Origin of the sequence: Stenotrophomonas sp. Nf1 (assembly GCF_003028475.1) — a bacterium.
Taxonomy (GTDB): domain Bacteria; phylum Pseudomonadota; class Gammaproteobacteria; order Xanthomonadales; family Xanthomonadaceae; genus Stenotrophomonas.
The window spans coordinates 90,067-107,180 of the sequence record NZ_PYTV01000011.1; the positions used below are offsets into that span (position 1 = coordinate 90,067).

A 17,114-nucleotide genomic window follows, 5' to 3' on the forward strand; every position below is an offset into this window, starting at 1 on the left:
CCGCCGCCCGAGCATGGGCTCGGGCGCTACAGAGTCCGCACGCTGGATCATCACCCCGCCTGCACCCGGTTCTTGCCCTGGCGCTTGGCCGCATACAGCGCATCATCGGCGCGCCGCAGCAGCGCGTCGGCATCGTCGCCGGGCTGCCATTGCGCCAGGCCGGCACTGAAGTGCACCGGCACGCGCCGGTCCTGCACGGTCAGCACGCGGTGCGCCAGCGAGCGCTGCAGGCGCTGTACGGTGGCCATGCTGTCGGCCCCCTGGGTTTCCGGCAGCACCAGCACGAACTCGTCGCCACCCAGCCGTGCGATGCCATCGGTGGCGCGCAGCAGCAGCTTGCAGACGCTCACCAGGTGCTGCAGCAGCGCATCGCCACCGGCATGGCCGTGTGCATCGTTGGTCTGGTGGAAATCATCCAGGTCGATCACCGCTACGCCCAACGGCGAGTGGTTGCGCGCAGCACGCGCCAGCTCGCGCTGCAGCAGTTCGTCCAGACCGCGGCGGTTGAGCGCCTGGGTGAGCGGGTCGATGCGTGCCAGATCACCGGCCGCGCGCAGTTCCTGCTCCAGTTCGACAATGCGCTGTTCGGCCCGCTCCACTTCCTGCCGTGCGTTGGCCAGATGATCGCGGGCCTGCGCCGCCTGCTGCTGCACCTTGCCGGTATCGCGCATCACGTCCTGCAGCAGCTGGTTGAGATCGGCGATGCTGCGTGCCTCGCGCAGCTGCAGCGCATAGCTGCCGATGCGGTCGTGATACTCGCCGGTGCTGGCGGCCATGCCATCCATGCGCTCGATGAACTCGCCCATCAAGCCGCGCATCGCCGCCTTCGAATCGTCGATACCTTGGCGCAGCAGCCCCTGCTTGTAGATCACCTCGCGCAGCTCGGCGCGGGTGCGCTCCACCGCTTCGGCTTCCAGCGGACCATCCAGCAGCTGGCGTACCGCGGCGATCTGGCCCTGCAGCCAGCTGCGGTCATCCAGCAGCTCGCTGACGTTCTCCAGCAGCAGGGCGAACAGCTCCAGCAGCAGCGCCTGCTGCTCCTGCCAGCTCTCGGCACGCACACCCACCTGGTGGCCGAGTTCGCGCACGCCCTGTTCGATCGGTTCCAGCGCGGTACCCGGTTGCCACTGACGCAGGCGCGTGGCCAGCGCCTGCGCCTGCTCGCGCAGGTCCGGATCGTGCTGCAACAGGGCGACGACCGCGCCGCCCAGCAGCAGGCGCAGCTGTTCGGACAGGCGCAGGCTTTCCGGCTGGCCGTCCGGCGAATGCTGCTCGATGGTACGGATGTACTTGTCGATCAGCTGCCGCATGGCCCGCCCATAGCGCGGCCAATCGGCGCTGGCCTGGGCCGATTGCAGGCGGTCGCCCATGTCACCCAGTTCGCCGGGCAGGGTGGCCATGCCATTGGCGAACGCAGCCAGCAGCGGCTCCGGCGCATCGGCGCCGGCGAACAGCTGCTGCAGGGCCACACCACCGCCGCCCTGCAGTACCACGCGGTCACCCCGCCCATCGTCGGCCACCGCGCGCACGCGTGCCGGCGGCCCAAGGGCGGTACCGGGTGCGGGGCGGGGGTCGGGCTGGTCCGTCATGGAGCGAATCCTGGGGTTGGCAGGGGCAGGTTCCAGCATATCGGCGCGGCCGCCGATCGCTTGAACGGCTAGGATGGGCGACAGGATGCCGCAGTGGAGGTGGTGATGCGTGTGATGTTGCTGGGGGCGACCGGGCTGGTGGGCGGGCAGGTCCTGACCAGGCTGCTGGACGATCCACGCTGCAGCGCCTTGGTGGCCCCGACGCGCCGGCCGCTGGTGCGGACCCACGGGCAGCTGGAGAACCCGGTGCTGGCCTTCAACGCGTTGCCGGACGCGCCGGAGTGGGCCGGTGTGGACGCGGTGATCTGCGCGCTGGGCAGCACCATGGCCCAGGCCGGCAGCCGCGAGGCCTTCCGCCGTATCGACCATGACTACCCGCTGGCGTTCGCCCGCCTGGCACGGGCCCAGGGCGCACGCACCTATGTGCTGAACTCCGCGGCCGGTGCCGATCCGCAGTCGTCGATCTTCTACAGCCGGGTGAAGGGTGAGCTGGAGCGCGATCTGGCCACGCTGGGCTTTGATTCCCTGACCCTGGTTCGCCCGGGGCTGATCGGCGGCGAGCGCACCGAGGTGCGCCGTGGCGAGCGCCTCGCGCTGAAGGTGCTGGGCGTGCTGGGGCCGGTGCTGCCGCGTCCGTGGCGGATCAATCCGGCCACTGAAATCGCCAAGGCACTGGTCGAGGCGGCGCTGGCACCGCAGCCGGGGCAGCATGTGGTGGCATCGAGCGCGCTGGTCGGCTGACAGGTAGCGTCGAGCTTGCTCGACGGCTTCTGCCTTTTGCTTTTCGCTTTTCGTAGCGTCGAGCTTGCTCGACGGCTCTTCGCGAACAGCAGTCGAGCAAGCTCGACTCTACCAACGCAGGTGCCAAGGCAGTCGATCGCCGTGCTTGGCCAAAAAAACGCCGGGCATTGCCCGGCGTTTCCTGTGTTTCAGAGGTGGTGGCCGATCAGCTGGCCAGCGCCAGGTCGTCCATCATCGCGCGCAGGAAGCGTGCTGCTTCACCGCCGGTGGCCGCGCGGTGGTCGAAGGTGACCGACAGCGGGATCACCTTGTGCGCTTCCACGCCGCCCATCACCGGGGTCATCTGGTGGCGGGCACGGCCGGCACCGACGATGGCCACGCACGGCGGCACCACGACCGGGGTCGCGTAGCGGCCGGCGAACATGCCGAAGTTGGACAGCGAGATGGTGTAGCCGCTCAGTTCCGAGGCAGCGATGGAACGCGATTCGACCTGCTCGCGCAGACGGTTCACGCCTTCGCGGATGCCACGCGCATCGAGCATGTCGGCATTGCGCAGGGCCGGCACGAACAGACCGTCATCGGTGTCCACGGCGATGCCGATGTCCACCTGGGCGTGCAGGGTGCGGGTCAGCGCTTCACCGTCGAACCAGGCGTTCATCGCCGGCACCTTCTGCGCGGCCACCACGATCGAACGCACCAGGCGTGCGGTGACGTCGTTGCCCGGCAGCCAGGCATGGATGTCGGCGTCGTCGTTCAGCGTGGTCGGCACAACCTTGCTGTGTGCGTCGGCCATGACACGGGCCATGTTGCGGCGCACGCCCTTCAGCGGTTCCGGCTGGCCCTTGGCGACCACGCCCGGCGGCTGGGTGCGCATCGGCTTGCCGGCGGCAGACAGCGGGGTGCGGGCTTCGCTCTGCACCGGGGCAGACACCTGCGCCGGGGCCGGGGCGGCATACGCGGCGGCAGCGACCGGTGCCGGCGCAGCGCCGAGCTTGGCGGTGCCGTTGGCGGCGGCCTGCTTGACGTCGGCCATGGTCACCGCGCCATCGGTGCCGGTGGCAGGCACGCGGCTCAGGTCCACGCCCAGCTTGCGCGCCATCGCACGCACGGCCGGCACGGCCTTGACGCCGCCGACAGCCAGCGCCTGCTCGGCGTGCACGGCGTTGGAGCTCTGCATCGCGCCAACCACGGTGCCGGCGTCATCACGCTCGGCGGCAACCGGCTTGGCTTCTGCGGCAGCCACCGGGGCGGCAGCGGTCGGCAGCGGCGGCGGGGTCGGTGCGGCGGCCGGCGCGGCATGGCCGTGGCTGTGGCCGGTGTCCTGGCCATCAGCGCGCTGCGGCAGGTTCGGGTCCAGTTCGAAGCTGGCCAGCACCGAGCCGGTCGGGATGATGTCGCCGGCGCCGCCGGACAGCTTCAGCACCTTGCCGGAGAACGGCGAGGGCACTTCGACGACGGCCTTGGCGGTCTCCATCGAGACCAGCGGCTCGTCCAGCTTGATCACATCGCCTTCCTTGACGAACCACTCGACGATGGTCGCGTCCGGCAGGCCTTCGCCCAGGTCGGGCAGGTTGAAGTTCTTGGTCTGGCTCATTTGCAGTTCTCTTCCAGCAGTTCCAGTTCGCGGGCCGGCAGCCAGCCCGTCGCGCCATTGGCGCGCTCGGACCACCACCACCCACCGTGTTCGTGATGAAGCTTCACCATCTCGCCACTTTCCACATCCAGCTCGCGGGCGTCGTAGTCGCACAGGGCTTCGGCGCGACCCTCGTCCAGCAGCTGCAACCAGGCGATGGGCGCCCATCCAGCGCGCCCATCGTTGGTGCGTACCCAGGCAAACGCCGGCCATTCCTCGTCACGTACACCGACTTCGACGATCTGGCCGGCGCGGAACCGGAGCGGGTTGGGATACTGGCTGCGGTAAGCCCCCAGAAGGCGGGCCCGCATGTCAGCCGGCCGCCACCGCGCGCTTGGCCGCCGCCACGATCCGCTCAACGCTCGGCAGGTACTTCATTTCCAGGCGGAACAGCGGAATGTGGGTGTCGTAGCCAGTGACGCGCTCGACCGGGGCCAGCAGGTCGTAGATCGATTCCTCGGCCAGGCGCGCGGCGATCTCGGCGCCGAAGCCCGCGGTCTTCGGGGCCTCCTGCACGATCACGCAGCGGCCGGTCTTGGCCACCGATTCGGCGATGGTGGCGAAGTCCAGCGGACGCAGCGTGGCCACGTCGATGACTTCGGCACTGATGCCTTCGCCGGCCAGCTTGTCGGCCGCTTCCAGCGCTTCCTTCACCTGCGCGCCCCAGGTCACCAGGGTCACGTCGGTGCCGTCGCGCAGCACGAAGCAGACGTCCAGCGGCAAGGCTTCGCCGTCGTTGACGACCACTTCCTTGTACTGGCGGTAGATGCGCTTGGGCTCCATGTAGATCACCGGATCCGGTTCGCGGATCGCGGCCAGCAGCAGGCCATAGGCACGCTGCGGCGAGGACGGCAGCACCACGCGCAGGCCCGGCACGTTGGTGAAGATCGCCTCGTTGGCTTCGCTGTGGTGTTCCGGCGCGCGGATGCCGCCGCCCCACGGCACGCGCAGCACCATCGGGCAGTGCAGGCGGCCACGGGTGCGGTAACGCAGGCGTGCGGCGTGGCAGACGATATGGTCGACCATCGGATACATGAAACCGTCGAACTGGGCCTCGGCCACCGGCTTCATGCCCTGTGCGGCAAGACCGATGGTCAGGCCGGCGATGGTGGTTTCATCCAGTGGGGTGTCGAGGATGCGCTCGGCGCCGAAGCGCTGCTGCAGGCCGGCGGTGGCACGGAACACGCCGCCGTTGACGCCCACGTCCTCGCCCAGCACCAGCACCGACGGATCGTGCTCCAGCTCCCAGGCCAAGGCCTGGGTGATGGCTTCGATGAGGGTGATCGGCGTGGTGGTCATGCTTTCTTCTCCGCGCGCGATGGCAGCGCTGTCGGCGGCGTTGGTGTGCGCGCCGGGCGCGCCGTTCTTGATCTCATCCATGGCGCTTCTCCAGGGCGATCGCCTGGGCACGCTGGGCCAGCAGATCCGGCGGCGGATCGGCATACAGGAAATCGAACATCGCCTCGACCGGCTGCACCGGGGTGTTGAGGTACAGGTTCACTTCCTCGTCCACACGCGTGCCGCACTCGGCAACCCAGGCGGTTTCTTCTTCTTCGCTCCACACACCGGCGTTGATCAGGTACTTGCGCAGGCGCAGCATCGGCTCGCGCTGCCAGGCATCCTTCACCTCGGCGTCGTCGCGGTAGCGGCGCGCGTCATCGGCGGTGGTGTGGTCGGACAGGCGGTAGGTCATCAGTTCCAGCACGGTGCCACCGTCGCCGGCCAGCGCACGTTCGCGCGCCTGTTCCATCGCCGCCAGCACCGCAATCAGATCGTTGCCGTCCACCTGCAGGCAGTGCAGGCCGCCGGCCAGGCCCTTCTGCGCCAGCGTCTCGGCACCGGTCTGGGCCGAACGCGGAACCGAGATGGCCCAGCCGTTGTTGACGATGCACAGGATCAGCGGCAGCTTGTAGGCGCCGGCCGAGTTCAGCGCTGCGTAGAAGTCGGTCTTGGAGCTGCCACCGTCACCGCACACCGCCACCGCGATCTGCGCTTCCTTGTTGAGCTTGAACTTCAGCGCGGCACCTGCGGCGTGCAGGCACTGGGTGGAGATCGGCACGCAGAACGGGAAGTCCTTGGCCGCGTTGCCGCCGTAGTCGTTGCCGCGCTCGTCGCCGCCCCAGTACATCAGCACGTCGTGCGGGCGCACGCCACGCATGAACATCGCGCCGTACTCGCGGTACGAAGGGGCGAACACGTCGTCCTTCTGCATCGCAGCGCCGATGCCCACGTGCGCCGCTTCGTGGCCCAGGCAGGCGGCATAGGTGCCGAGCTTGCCGGTGCGCTGCAGCGCGATGGACTTGCTGTCGAACGTGCGTACGAACAGCATCTGCTTGAACAGCGGTACCAGGACCTTGGGGTCGCGCAGCGACGCGGGCAGGTCATCGCGGACGAGCTTGCCGTCCGCGTCCAGGTACTGCAGGTATTCGATCTTGAATTCAGCGGCAACCGTCATTGCGTACTGCACCTTCGACAGAGAAGTTACAAATGATATGAATCGCCATGTTAAGGAACGCGTACGGAATAGCCTTCCTGCGCCGCAACACGGCGATTCCCCGTTTTACCCCTGCCGGCGGGTGGGGGGCCAATAACAACAACGTATTCAGTCGTTGCTGCAAAGCATCAGAATACGCCTCTGGCTGACCGCCAGCGCAACGCCCTGATCGGTTCCACGCGCAGCCCCGGCATCGGCCGATGCTCCACGGCCAACCGCACGCCCCGGTATGGACCCGGCGGCTGCCAGCGCGGCGGCAACGCGCTACCCTTGCCGCCCCTGATCTGGTCCCACCCATGTCCGTCGACAACAACCAACGCGACCTCGAAGCCGGCATCCACACCGATCTGCACGGGCGCCTGACCTACGGCGGCTACCTGCGGCTGGACCAGCTGCTGAGCGCGCAGCAGCCGCTGTCCAATCCGCCGCACCACGACGAGATGCTGTTCATCATCCAGCACCAGACCTCGGAGCTGTGGCTGAAGCTGCTGGGCCACGAGCTGCGCGCGGCGATCGGCTTCCTGCAGCGCGATGAAGTCTGGCAGTGCCGCAAGGTGCTGGCGCGCAGCAAGCAGGTGCTGCGCCAGCTGACCGAGCAGTGGTCGGTGCTGGAAACGCTGACCCCCTCCGAGTACATGGGTTTCCGCGACGTGCTGGGCCCGTCCTCGGGCTTCCAGTCGCTGCAGTACCGCTACATCGAGTTCCTGCTGGGCAACAAGAACGCGCAGATGCTGCAGGTGTTCGAGCACGACCCGGCCGGGCAGGCGCAGCTGCGCACCGTGCTGGAGGCGCCGAGCCTGTACGAGGAGTTCCTGAAGTACCTGGCCCGCTTCGGCCACGCCGTGCCGGTGGTGTACGAAACCCACGACTGGACCCAGCCGCATGTGGCCGACGACGCCCTGCAGCCGGTGTTCGAGCGCATCTACCAGGACACCGACCGCTACTGGCGCGAATACTCGCTGTGCGAAGACCTGGTGGACCTGGAGACCGCCTTCCAGCTCTGGCGCTTCCGCCACATGCGCACGGTGATGCGGGTGATCGGCTTCAAGCGCGGCACCGGCGGCTCGTCCGGGGTGGGCTTCCTGCGCCAGGCGCTGGAGCTGACCTTCTTCCCCGAGCTGTTCCAGGTGCGCACCACCCTGCAGGCCGCGCCCCCGACAGAACTGGGCTGACCCGCATTCAGCTTGGACCCCGGCAGGTGGCTGGATCGTTTCAGATGCAAGTTCAGCGAGCAGGTGGGCACCTGCCTCAAACGGCGTGTATTTGACGTGAACGCCACAAGTCGGTGATCCTCGCGCGTTGCTTCAACTGCACATCGGACGTGCTCGTCATCCACCGAACCAGGAAACCCGCATGAGCGTAAACGCCACTGCGAACACCCCGGAGCCGGCGCTGCCGGACTTCAAGACCACGCTGGGCCACCCACGCCCGTTGTGGATGCTGTTCATGACCGAGTTCTGGGAGCGCTTTGCGTTCTACGGCATCCGCTGGGCCTTGGTGCTGTACATCGTCTCCCAGTTCTACAGCGGCAACGCCGCCGGTGAGGGCGACGCCAGCCGCATCTATGGCGCATATCTGGCGCTGGTGTACGCCGCGGCCATCTTCGGTGGCTACGTCGCCGACCGGGTGCTGGGGTACCAGCGTTCGATCCTGACCGGTGCGATCATCATGGCTGCCGGCCTGTTCATGATCTCGCTGCCGCAGGAGCACATCTTCAAGCTCGGCCTGGCCACGATCATCGTCGGCAACGGCCTGTTCAAGCCCAACATCTCGACCATGGTCGGCAAGCTGTACGGGCTGAAGGATGAGCGCCGCGATTCGGGCTTCACCATCTTCTACATGGGCATCAACATCGGCGCGATGATCGCCCCGGTGCTGACCGAGTACCTGGCCCGCAAAGTGTTCGGTACCTCGGAAATGCCGTCGTACAAGGTGGTGTTCATCGCCTCGGGCGTGGGCATGCTGATCTCGCTGGTGTGGTTCTACATCGGTCGTGCCGGCCTGAAGGGCATCGGCGCACCGCCGGCCGGCGCCGAAGGTTTCGGCCGCATCATCATGGTGCTGGTCGGTGCCGTAATCGCCATTCCGGTGGCCTACTTCCTGCTGGCCACCGGCGCCACCGCGCTGGCCTGGATCCTGGGGGCGATGTTCACCGCGCTGGCCATCCTGCTGCTGGTGGAGGGCATCCGCGAGGGCAAGGTGCAGCGCGACCGCGTGATCGCCATGCTGATCATCTTCGCCTTCAACGTGATGTTCTGGATGTTCTTCGAACAGGCCGGCAGCTCGTTCACCTTCCTGGCCGAGAACATCGTCAACCGCCAGATGGGTGACTGGACCTTCCCGACCGCGTGGTTCCAGTCGGTCAATTCGGTGGCGATCATCACCCTGGCCCCGGTCATCGCCTGGATCTGGGTGGCCCTGGGCCGCGCCAATCCGTCCATCCCGCGCAAGTTCGGCCTGGGCCTGCTGTTCAACGGCGCCGCCTTCGCCCTGCTGATGTACGCCCTGTCGCAGATGGTCGTGGACGGCAAGATTCCGTTCTGGACCCTGTTCATGGTCTACGTCATCCAGTCGGTGGGCGAGCTGTGCCTGTCGCCGATCGGCCTGTCGATGGTGACCAAACTGGCCCCGGTGCGCCTGGTCGGCTTCGGCATGGGCGGCTGGTTCCTGTCCACCGGCATCGGCAACAACCTGTCGGGCATCTTCGCCGGTGTGGTCAGTGGTGAAGGCGGCATGACGGTCGAGTCGGCCCTGAAGGGGTATACCTTCGGGTTCTGGGCCCTGATCGGCTCCGGCGTGGTGCTGTTCCTGATCGCCCCGCTGATCAACAAGCTGATGCACGGCGTCAAATGATGATGAGAGGGTAGAAGGCATGCGCATGAAGCTCGGTGGTGCAATGGTGGTGGTCTGTGCGGCGCTGATCGGCGCCTGTTCCCAACCGCCACCGCCTGCCGCCGCCGAGCCCACGCAGCCTTTGGATACCCGGCCCACCGAGCCACCGGTCGCTGACCCCAGCGAACCGGTGGCTTCGGGCAACACCCCGGTGGCGGCGGACATCGCCGCCATCGCCGGGCTCGGCGCGCAGTTCGACCCGGCCCGCAATCCCGCCGACGACCTGGCCACCGCCAAGGTGGAAGCCCAGCGCGGCAAGAAGCGCATCCTGCTGGAAGTCGGCAACGCCGCCTGCGACCGTTGCCACGCACTGGATGAGATCGTGGAAGGCAACGGCGACCTGCGCCGCTTCCGCGATGCCCACTACGTGTGGGTGAAGGTCAATGCCAGTGACGAACAGCCCAACACCGCCTTCTTCGCCCAGTTCCCGGTGATGGAGCGCGACTATCCGCACCTGCTGGTGCTGGATGCCGACGGCAGCCTGCTGGTCTCGCAGGCCACTGCCGAGCTGCGCCGGGGCGAAGCGTTCCAGCCCGCGCGGATCACTGCCTTCCTGAAGCAATGGGCACCCGCCCGGTAGTGCCGGCCGCTGGCCGGCATGCTCTGGTGGGTGCCATCTGCTGGCCACCAACCTGGTGGGTGCCGACCGTTGGTCGGCATTGAGGCACATCCACGCCTCGCGTGGCTCTACTGCGCGCGCCGTCACACTCCCTGTATCGGCATCTCAACTTCGCAACGCGCTCGCCGTTACCGGCAAGGACCTCAGTCGACATTCCGTCGATGCCCCTACCGGAACGCCCATGCACAGTGACCACGCCGAACGATTGCCCGAATCCGCCAGTGAGCTGGCCGAGGCCGGAGCAGGCGAGGGCGTGACCCTGCCGCCGCAGGAAGCACTGCTGGATGACGCCGGCACCGGCGAAGACACCGTTGAACTGGCGCCGCCCCGCCACCGCTTGCCGCAGATCGCGCTGCCCGACAACGTGGTGCTGAAGGGCGCGGTGCAGAAACTGGTGGAGCAGAAATCGCGACTGGACGCATTGGCCGCCGAGGGCCAACTGGCCGGCCTGCTGCCGCCGGAATGGCAGGGCCACGGCGTGCGTGCGATCGAACTGTCCACCTTCATCCAGGGCGTGCTGCCGTTCCTGCAGCCGGGCGAGCGCGGCGAGACCGCTCCGGCGCGCCTGCCGGTGCGCCATGTGCTGGGCGACGACAGCCGCTGGGGCCTGGACGATGTGTCCGAACCGAAATCGCTGGCGTGGTACCTGGCCAGCGACGAGCGCGCCACCGCCGGCAGCAAGGACGTGGCAGAAGCCTACCTGGTCGGTGCGCTGGGCCTGGCGTGGATGCAGGAAGGGCGCAGCCGGCCCGGCTTCCTGCGCGCGATGGGGCAGGACAGCCTGGCCGCGCGGGTGACCATGCTGGGCTATCCGCCGGCCAGCGAACTGGCGCTGTACAGCGTTACCGCGCACGGCCAGCCGCAGATCTGGTGCGTGCATGGCCGCCGCCGCATGCGGCCGCTGGTGGCACCGTGGCTGAGCGTACCGCTGCTGACCGCCTATGGCGTGCCGGCACCGGTGGCGTGGCCGACCACGTTCCCGCCGGTGGACGCGGTGGCCGAACTGCTGGCCGCCGCGCGTCTGGGGCGCGCGCTGCCCGAAGTGGATCTGGCCAAGGCGGTGGCGAAGATCGCCGAGGACGCTGCCTCGGAGGCCTGGCAGCCGGTGAGCCTGCTGCAGCTCAACACTTGGTCGCCGCGCTGGCACTTCTTCCTGGGCACCTTCGTCGGCCTGCCGTCGCTGCTGCTGGTGGCTGCGGCCCTGGCGTTGCCGGGCGCGGTCGAAGCGGCCACGGTTGCCGCCTCGCTCGGCTTCGCCGGCGGCGCCATCGCGGCGCTGGCGGTGCCGTGGATCCATGCACGGCGCAAGCATCTGAGCTGACCCCGCCCGCCCCGGGGTCGGATCCCTTTCCGAAGGAAAGGGCTCTGACCCCACCGAAGCCGAACCGGCGCGTCGCCATCCACGCATGGCGTGGATCTACCAACCGCCGCGCTCGGCGCGGTTACACCCCTTCGCCCATCCTCTCCAAGCCATCGCCGGCCAGGCGCAGGATCAGCTTCTCCAGCAGCTGCTCCTCCTCCTCGCTCAGCACCGACATCAGCTTGCGGGTGATCTCGATCACCATCGGCGCGATCGTCTCGTACACCTCGAAGCCGGCCGCCGACAGCGCCAGCACCGAGCGGCGGCGGTCGTCGCCGTGGGTCTCGCGCTTGATGAAGCCGCGCTCCAGCAGGCGCGCCACGGCGCGGCTGACCGCCACCTTGTCCATCGCCGTGCGGTCGGACACCTCGCTGGCCGAGGAACCGGGGTACAGCGCCAGGATGGTGATGACCCGCCATTCGGGAATCGCCAGACCGTAACGATCGCCGTACAGCTTGGCGATGTTGCCGCTGACCCGGTTGGACAGCACGCTCAGCCGGTACGGCAGGAACTGTTCCAGGTCGAGCAGGACGTGCGAGGCACGCAGGCGGGTCGAGGCGGGATCGGCGGGGCTCATGTTGCGGTGCACCTTGCTGGTGGTTTCAAGTGTAACTATAAGGGGAAGGTCCAGACCCTGCATTCTCGCCGGGTCCCAACCTGCCCGCACCTGGTTTGTACCGATGCGGTACCGATTCGGAGCCACGCCATGAATACCGCAGTCCCGACCGCCTCGCACCCCAACCCCGGCATGCAGGTCACCACCTTCGAGAACCCGATGGGCATCGACGGCTTCGAGTTCGTCGAATTTGCCGCCCCCGCCGGCCGTGGCCAGGAGTTGCACGCGTACTTCCGGAAGATGGGCTTCAGCGCGGTGCTCAAGCACAAGCAGCGTCCGATTACCGTCTATCGCCAGGGCGACGTCAACTTCCTTGTCAATGAAGACGCCGATTCGTTCGCCGCCGACTTCGCCGAAAAGCACGGCCCCTGCGCCTGTGGCTTCGCCATCCGCTTCAAGAAGCCGGGCCAGGAGGTCTACCAGACCGCGCTGGGCAACGGCGCCGAAGCGGTCGCGTTCAAGCCGGACAGCAAGGCGGTCAACGCGCCGGTCATCAAGGGCATCGGCGACTGCATGCTGTACCTGGTGGACCGCTACGGTGCGGCCGGCAGCATCTTCGACGGCGACTACGAGCCGATCGCCGGCGCCGATCTGCACCCGTTCGGCTTCGGCCTGACCTTCATCGACCACCTGACCCACAACCTGTACTTCGGCAACATGCAGCAGTGGTCGGATTACTACGAGCGTCTGTTCAACTTCCGCGAGATCCGCTACTTCGACATCAAGGGCCTGAAGACCGGCCTGGTGTCCAAGGCGATGACCGCCCCGGACGGCATCGTGCGCATCCCGCTGAACGAATCGTCCGACCCGAAGAGCCAGATCAACGAGTACCTGGATGCGTACAAGGGCGAGGGCATCCAGCACATCGCCTGCTTCACCGACAACATCTACGAGACCGTCGAAGCGATGCGCGCGCAGGGCGTGGACTTCCTCGACACGCCGGAGACCTACTTCGACGTGATCGACCAGCGCGTGCCGAACCATGGTGAAGACGTCGCGCGCCTGGCGAAGAACAAGATCCTGATCGACGCCGACCCGGAAACCCACCAGCGCAAGCTGCTGCAGATCTTCACCCAGAACTGCATCGGCCCGATCTTCTTCGAGATCATCCAGCGCAAGGGCAACGAAGGCTTCGGCGAAGGCAACTTCACCGCGCTGTTCGAGAGCATCGAGCGCGACCAGATCCGCCGCGGCGTGCTGTAAGGTCTGCACGGGCAATGTCGGCCTCCCGCCGGCATTGCCTGATTGAATGGTAGTGCCGGCCGCTGGCCGGCAATCTCAGGAGCCCCCATGTCCCCCGCCATCACCGCCCGCGGCTACCAGTCCGGTTTCGGCAACGAATTCGCCACCGAGGCCGTCGCCGGCGCGCTGCCGGTCGGGCAGAACTCGCCGCAGAAGGTAGCCCACGGCCTGTACGCCGAACAGTTGACCGGTACCGCGTTCACCGCGCCGCGTGGCAGCAACCGCCGCAGCTGGCTGTACCGGATCCGTCCGGCGGTGACCCATGGCGAGTTCACCCCGTTCGCGCAGTCGCAGCTGCAGTGCGATTTCGGCGCGCAGCCGGCATCGCCCAACCAGCTGCGCTGGAGCCCGCTGCCGTTGCCGGAACTGCCGACCGACTTCGTCGAAGGCCTGTACACAATGGGTGGCAACGGTTCGCCCGATGCGCACGCGGGTGTTGGCATCCATCTGTATGCCGCCAACCGCGACATGGTTGGCCGCTACTTCTACAACGCCGATGGCGAGCTGCTGATCGTGCCGCAGCTGGGCGCGCTGCGCCTGTTGACCGAGCTGGGCGTGATCGAGATCGAGCCGCAGCAGATCGCAGTGATTCCGCGCGGCGTGCGCTTCCGCGTCGAACTGCCTGATGGCCCCAGCCGTGGCTACATCTGCGAAAACTACGGTGCGCTGCTGAAGCTGCCCGACCTGGGCCCGATCGGCTCCAACGGCCTGGCCAACCCGCGCGACTTCGAGACCCCGCACGCCGCATTCGAGGACGTGGACGGTGATTTCGAGCTGATCGCCAAGTTCGAAGGCCGCCTGTGGCGCGCGCCGATCGACCATTCGCCGCTGGACGTGGTGGCCTGGCACGGCAACTACGCGCCGTACCGTTACGACCTGCGCCGCTTCAACACCATCGGTTCGATCAGCTACGACCACCCGGACCCGTCGATCTTCCTGGTGCTGCATTCTCCCAGCGACACGCCGGGCACCAGCAACATGGACTTCGCGATCTTCCCGCCGCGCTGGCTGGTGGCGCAGAAAACGTTCCGGCCGCCGTGGTTCCACCGCAACATCGCCAGCGAGTTCATGGGCCTGGTGCATGGTGCCTACGACGCCAAGGCCGAAGGCTTCGTGCCGGGCGGCGCCTCGCTGCACAACTGCATGAGCGGGCATGGCCCGGATGCACCAACCTTCGACAAGGCGTCCAGCGCCGATCTGTCCAAGGCCGATGTGATCAAGGACACGATGGCCTTCATGTTCGAGACCCGCGCGGTGATCCGCCCGACCGCGCAGGCATTGGCTGCCGGCCATCGCCAGGGCGACTACCAGCAGTGCTGGAACGGGCTGCGCAACAATTTCCGGCCGACCCGCTAGGTTGGTAGGTGCCGACCGTTGGTCGGCACGGATCCTGACCGCATCCACGCATGGCGTGGATCTACCGGCCGCCGCCCTCGGTAGGTGCCGACCGTTGGTCGGCACGGAACCTCACCGCATCCACGCATGACGTGGATCTACCGGCCGCCGTCCCCGGTAGGTGCCGACCGTTGGTCGGCACGGAACCTGACCGCATCCGCGCTCACGCCACCTCGGCAAAGGCGTCGCAGTGCTCCAGCGGCAGGGCTTCCAGCAGGCGCTGCCGCACGCGCTGGCAATAGCCATCCGAAGTAAGCCCGGGCAGCATCCGCATCGCCGAATGCAGCCGCTGCACCACCTCGTCTTCCGCGCGTGCCTGCTGCAGGTCGCGGAACAGCGCTGCCGCCTGCGGGTGGCGCTGCATCTCCAGGATGCCCAGCACATAGATGCGTGCGGCCACCAGCGAGCGACGACGTTCGACCGGCGTGGCGGGGGACGCAGCCGGCACCTGCGCAGGTGCGGCCCTGGCCGGCTCGGCAACGGCTGGGGGGGAGGGGGCCGCCGCTGCCGGGCCGGTGCTCAGGTATCCCGCCTGCACCAGCTGGATGACCATCGCGGGCGCTTCCTGCCCGAGCAGGCCGGTCAGTTCGGCGATGCTGCGCTGGCCATCGCACAGGATCAGCAGCCGCCGCTGGCGCATGTCCAGCGGCGCGCGGTGGGCCTGCAGCGCGGTTCGGGCGAGATCGGTCTTGCGCGGTTGCATGGAAGGGACAGCCAAGTCGGTGCACGCCGAGCCTGAACGAGGGCGATGAAACGGCGATGACAATGCAGCGCCTGCACGCTCATTGCGCTAGCGTGCAGCCACCTTCGTGCCAGGGAACCGCACCGATGAAGCCTCTTCCGATCGCCGCTCTGCTGCTGTTGCTTACCGCCTGCAACCGCACTGCCGAGGCGCCGGCCGCCGCCGATACGGCCACGCCGCCCGCTGCGGCCCCCACCACCGCCCCTGCGCCGAGTACGGCCACGGCAGCCGTGGAGCAGGGCCCCGCGCGCCTGGACGGCTACGCCGGCGCGACGCTGGGCGCGGGCATTGCCGAGGTCCGCAGTGGCTTCGGCACGCCGCTTCAGGGGTTGGGTACCGACGCTGCCGGCAAGCCATTGCCGACCGACGACAGCAACGACGGCTGCTACTTCCTGCGCCCGCAGGGCGCCGAGGATCCGCGCCTGATGATCGAGGCCCGCAAGCTGGTGCGCTATGACGTGCGCAGCGCGGCGATCACCGCGCCGGGCGGTGGCAAGGTCGGCATGACGCTGGGCGAACTGCAGGTGCTGTATCCCGAGCGCGCCGACGTTGGCCCCGACAAGTACGACGAGAAGGCCCAGCACCTGCGCGTGCGTCCGGCGCAGGAGGGCGCGGCGGTGATCGACTTCGCGCTCGGTGCCGATGGCCGGGTCGGCGCCTGGCGGGTCGGTCGCACCCCGCAGGTCGATTATGCCGAAGGCTGTGGCTGATCCTTGATCCACGGCCCAGCCACGCGGCTGGGCCCAGCGTAGAATCGCGCCACGACCGCTGGGGGAGTGCTCGATGATCGCCATTGCCATTGCCTGGTTCCTGCTTGGCCTGCTGCTGCTGGCACTGGGCGGGGACTCCATCGTCAAGGCGGTGTCCGGCCTGGCCCAACGCTTCGGGGCCACGCCCTTCACCGCAGGTCTGCTGCTGCTCGGGGTGACCACCTCGCTGCCGGAGCTGGCGGTCAATGCACGAGCATTGGCGGTCGGACAGCCCGAGCTGGCACTGGGCAATGCGGTGGGCAGCAGCGTGGTCAACCTGGGCCTGACCCTGGCCGTGGCGGCCATGGTGGCGCCGTTGCTGCTGCGCGCACGCCTGCAGACGGTGTTGTGGGGGGCGCTGCTGGCGGCCGGCGTGCTGTTGATCCTGTTCGGCCTGGATGGCCGGCTGGTGCGTTGGGAAGGCGCGGTGCTGGTGGCCGGCTTCATCGTCATGCAGGTGCTGCTGCTGCGCCGTGGTCGCAGCGAAAGCGCCGAGGTGCAGGCGGCCATTGCCGAATCCGCGCTGAGCCGCACCAGCCTGCCATTGAACGTGTTGCGGGTGTTGATCGCGGTACTGGCGCTGTACTGGGGCGCCCGACTGGTGGTCGGTGCCGCTGCGGACTTCGGCGCCGCGCTGGGTTGGACGCCGCTGCTGGTGGGCCTGTTGCCGGTGGCGATCGGCACGGCGCTGCCGGAGGTGGCCACGGCCATCGCGGCCGCACGCCGCGGGCATGGCGACATGGTGCTGGGGCATGTGCTGGGGTCCAGCGCGGTGAACCTGCTGCTGGTGGTCGGCGCGATGGCGATGCTGCAACCGCTGGCGCTGCCGGCTTCGTTCGTGCGGCTGGAGCTGCCGGCACTGCTGGCGTTCGCGCTGGTGCTGTACCCGATGCTGCGCGGCGACCTGAAGATCAGTCGCGGTGAAGGCGCGATCCTGCTGGTCGCGTTCGCCGGCTGGTTCGTGCTGGAGCTGCTGCTGGTGGGCGCGCCGGCGTTGTAACGGTGATCCACGCCATGCGTGGATGCGGTGGGTTCCGTGCCG

16 protein-coding genes are annotated in these 17,114 nt (G+C 68.0%); 9 read left to right on the top strand and 7 right to left on the bottom strand.

The features are described from left to right. Nucleotides 1-50: 50 nt before the first annotated feature. A complete protein-coding gene (locus C9412_RS18075) occupies nucleotides 51-1,589 on the bottom strand; it encodes a GGDEF domain-containing protein (protein WP_107232885.1) in 1,539 nt (512 codons plus the stop codon). 105 nt (nucleotides 1,590-1,694) lie between these two features. Between C9412_RS18075 and C9412_RS18080 the strand changes: the two genes are divergently transcribed. Next, nucleotides 1,695-2,330 (top strand): NAD-dependent dehydratase, encoded by a 636-nt coding sequence (locus C9412_RS18080; RefSeq protein WP_181358751.1) that lies wholly within the window; start codon nucleotides 1,695-1,697, stop codon nucleotides 2,328-2,330. 205 nt (nucleotides 2,331-2,535) lie between these two features. On the opposite strand, the gene C9412_RS18085 is transcribed toward C9412_RS18080, so the two are convergent. The 4 genes from C9412_RS18085 to pdhA are packed head-to-tail and all read right to left on the bottom strand — an operon-like array spanning nucleotide 2,536 to nucleotide 6,418. Then, a complete protein-coding gene (locus C9412_RS18085; RefSeq protein WP_107232887.1) occupies nucleotides 2,536-3,924 on the bottom strand; it encodes a dihydrolipoamide acetyltransferase family protein in 1,389 nt (462 codons plus the stop codon). Beyond that, the gene (locus C9412_RS18090) at nucleotides 3,921-4,274 is read right to left on the bottom strand and encodes an SH3 domain-containing protein (RefSeq protein ID WP_107232888.1); all 354 of its coding nucleotides are present in this window, start codon (nucleotides 4,272-4,274) and stop codon (nucleotides 3,921-3,923) included. Before C9412_RS18090 ends, C9412_RS18085 begins: the two co-directional genes overlap by 4 nt. Nucleotide 4,275: 1 nt before the next feature. Next, on the bottom strand, nucleotides 4,276-5,343 hold the full coding sequence (locus tag C9412_RS18095; RefSeq protein WP_181358752.1) for an alpha-ketoacid dehydrogenase subunit beta: 1,068 nt from the start codon (nucleotides 5,341-5,343) through the stop codon (nucleotides 4,276-4,278). After that, nucleotides 5,336-6,418, bottom strand: coding sequence for a pyruvate dehydrogenase (acetyl-transferring) E1 component subunit alpha (gene pdhA, locus C9412_RS18100; RefSeq protein ID WP_107232889.1), 1,083 nt, complete (start codon nucleotides 6,416-6,418; stop codon nucleotides 5,336-5,338). The genes C9412_RS18095 and pdhA overlap by 8 nt, the downstream gene beginning before the upstream one ends. A gap of 335 nt (nucleotides 6,419-6,753) precedes the next feature. Here pdhA and C9412_RS18105 point away from each other — a divergent pair, with 335 nt between their 5' ends. The 4 genes from C9412_RS18105 to C9412_RS18120 all read left to right on the top strand — a co-directional run bounded on the left by C9412_RS18105 (nucleotide 6,754) and on the right by C9412_RS18120 (nucleotide 11,289). Next, nucleotides 6,754-7,629 carry a tryptophan 2,3-dioxygenase family protein gene (locus C9412_RS18105; protein ID WP_107232890.1) on the top strand — a complete coding sequence of 292 codons (876 nt, stop codon included), beginning with the start codon at nucleotides 6,754-6,756 and terminating at the stop codon, nucleotides 7,627-7,629. A gap of 181 nt (nucleotides 7,630-7,810) precedes the next feature. Then, nucleotides 7,811-9,310 (top strand): peptide MFS transporter, encoded by a 1,500-nt coding sequence (locus tag C9412_RS18110; protein WP_107232891.1) that lies wholly within the window; start codon nucleotides 7,811-7,813, stop codon nucleotides 9,308-9,310. A 19-nt stretch (nucleotides 9,311-9,329) separates the two neighbouring features. After that, nucleotides 9,330-9,929: a thioredoxin family protein gene (locus C9412_RS18115; protein WP_107232892.1), complete on the top strand. Its 600-nt coding sequence runs from the start codon at nucleotides 9,330-9,332 to the stop codon at nucleotides 9,927-9,929. A 220-nt stretch (nucleotides 9,930-10,149) separates the two neighbouring features. After that, the gene (locus C9412_RS18120; RefSeq protein WP_107232893.1) at nucleotides 10,150-11,289 is read left to right on the top strand and encodes a hypothetical protein; all 1,140 of its coding nucleotides are present in this window, start codon (nucleotides 10,150-10,152) and stop codon (nucleotides 11,287-11,289) included. A 121-nt stretch (nucleotides 11,290-11,410) separates the two neighbouring features. On the opposite strand, the gene C9412_RS18125 is transcribed toward C9412_RS18120, so the two are convergent. Further along, nucleotides 11,411-11,905 carry a MarR family winged helix-turn-helix transcriptional regulator gene (locus C9412_RS18125; protein WP_010482680.1) on the bottom strand — a complete coding sequence of 165 codons (495 nt, stop codon included), beginning with the start codon at nucleotides 11,903-11,905 and terminating at the stop codon, nucleotides 11,411-11,413. A gap of 129 nt (nucleotides 11,906-12,034) precedes the next feature. Between C9412_RS18125 and hppD the strand changes: the two genes are divergently transcribed. After that, on the top strand, nucleotides 12,035-13,147 hold the full coding sequence (gene hppD, locus C9412_RS18130) for a 4-hydroxyphenylpyruvate dioxygenase (RefSeq protein ID WP_181358753.1): 1,113 nt from the start codon (nucleotides 12,035-12,037) through the stop codon (nucleotides 13,145-13,147). 87 nt (nucleotides 13,148-13,234) lie between these two features. Beyond that, a complete protein-coding gene (hmgA, locus tag C9412_RS18135; protein ID WP_107232894.1) occupies nucleotides 13,235-14,542 on the top strand; it encodes a homogentisate 1,2-dioxygenase in 1,308 nt (435 codons plus the stop codon). A gap of 202 nt (nucleotides 14,543-14,744) precedes the next feature. Here hmgA and C9412_RS18140 read toward each other — a convergent pair whose 3' ends face one another. Further along, a complete protein-coding gene (locus tag C9412_RS18140; RefSeq protein ID WP_107232895.1) occupies nucleotides 14,745-15,284 on the bottom strand; it encodes a hypothetical protein in 540 nt (179 codons plus the stop codon). A gap of 125 nt (nucleotides 15,285-15,409) precedes the next feature. Between C9412_RS18140 and C9412_RS18145 the strand changes: the two genes are divergently transcribed. Together C9412_RS18145 and C9412_RS18150 are read left to right on the top strand one after the other, a co-directional pair. After that, nucleotides 15,410-16,033, top strand: a complete 624-nt coding sequence (locus C9412_RS18145; RefSeq protein ID WP_107232896.1) for a hypothetical protein — start codon at nucleotides 15,410-15,412, stop codon at nucleotides 16,031-16,033. A 73-nt stretch (nucleotides 16,034-16,106) separates the two neighbouring features. Continuing rightward, nucleotides 16,107-17,072: a sodium:calcium antiporter gene (locus tag C9412_RS18150; RefSeq protein ID WP_107232897.1), complete on the top strand. Its 966-nt coding sequence runs from the start codon at nucleotides 16,107-16,109 to the stop codon at nucleotides 17,070-17,072. The last annotated feature ends 42 nt before the right edge of the window (nucleotides 17,073-17,114 follow it).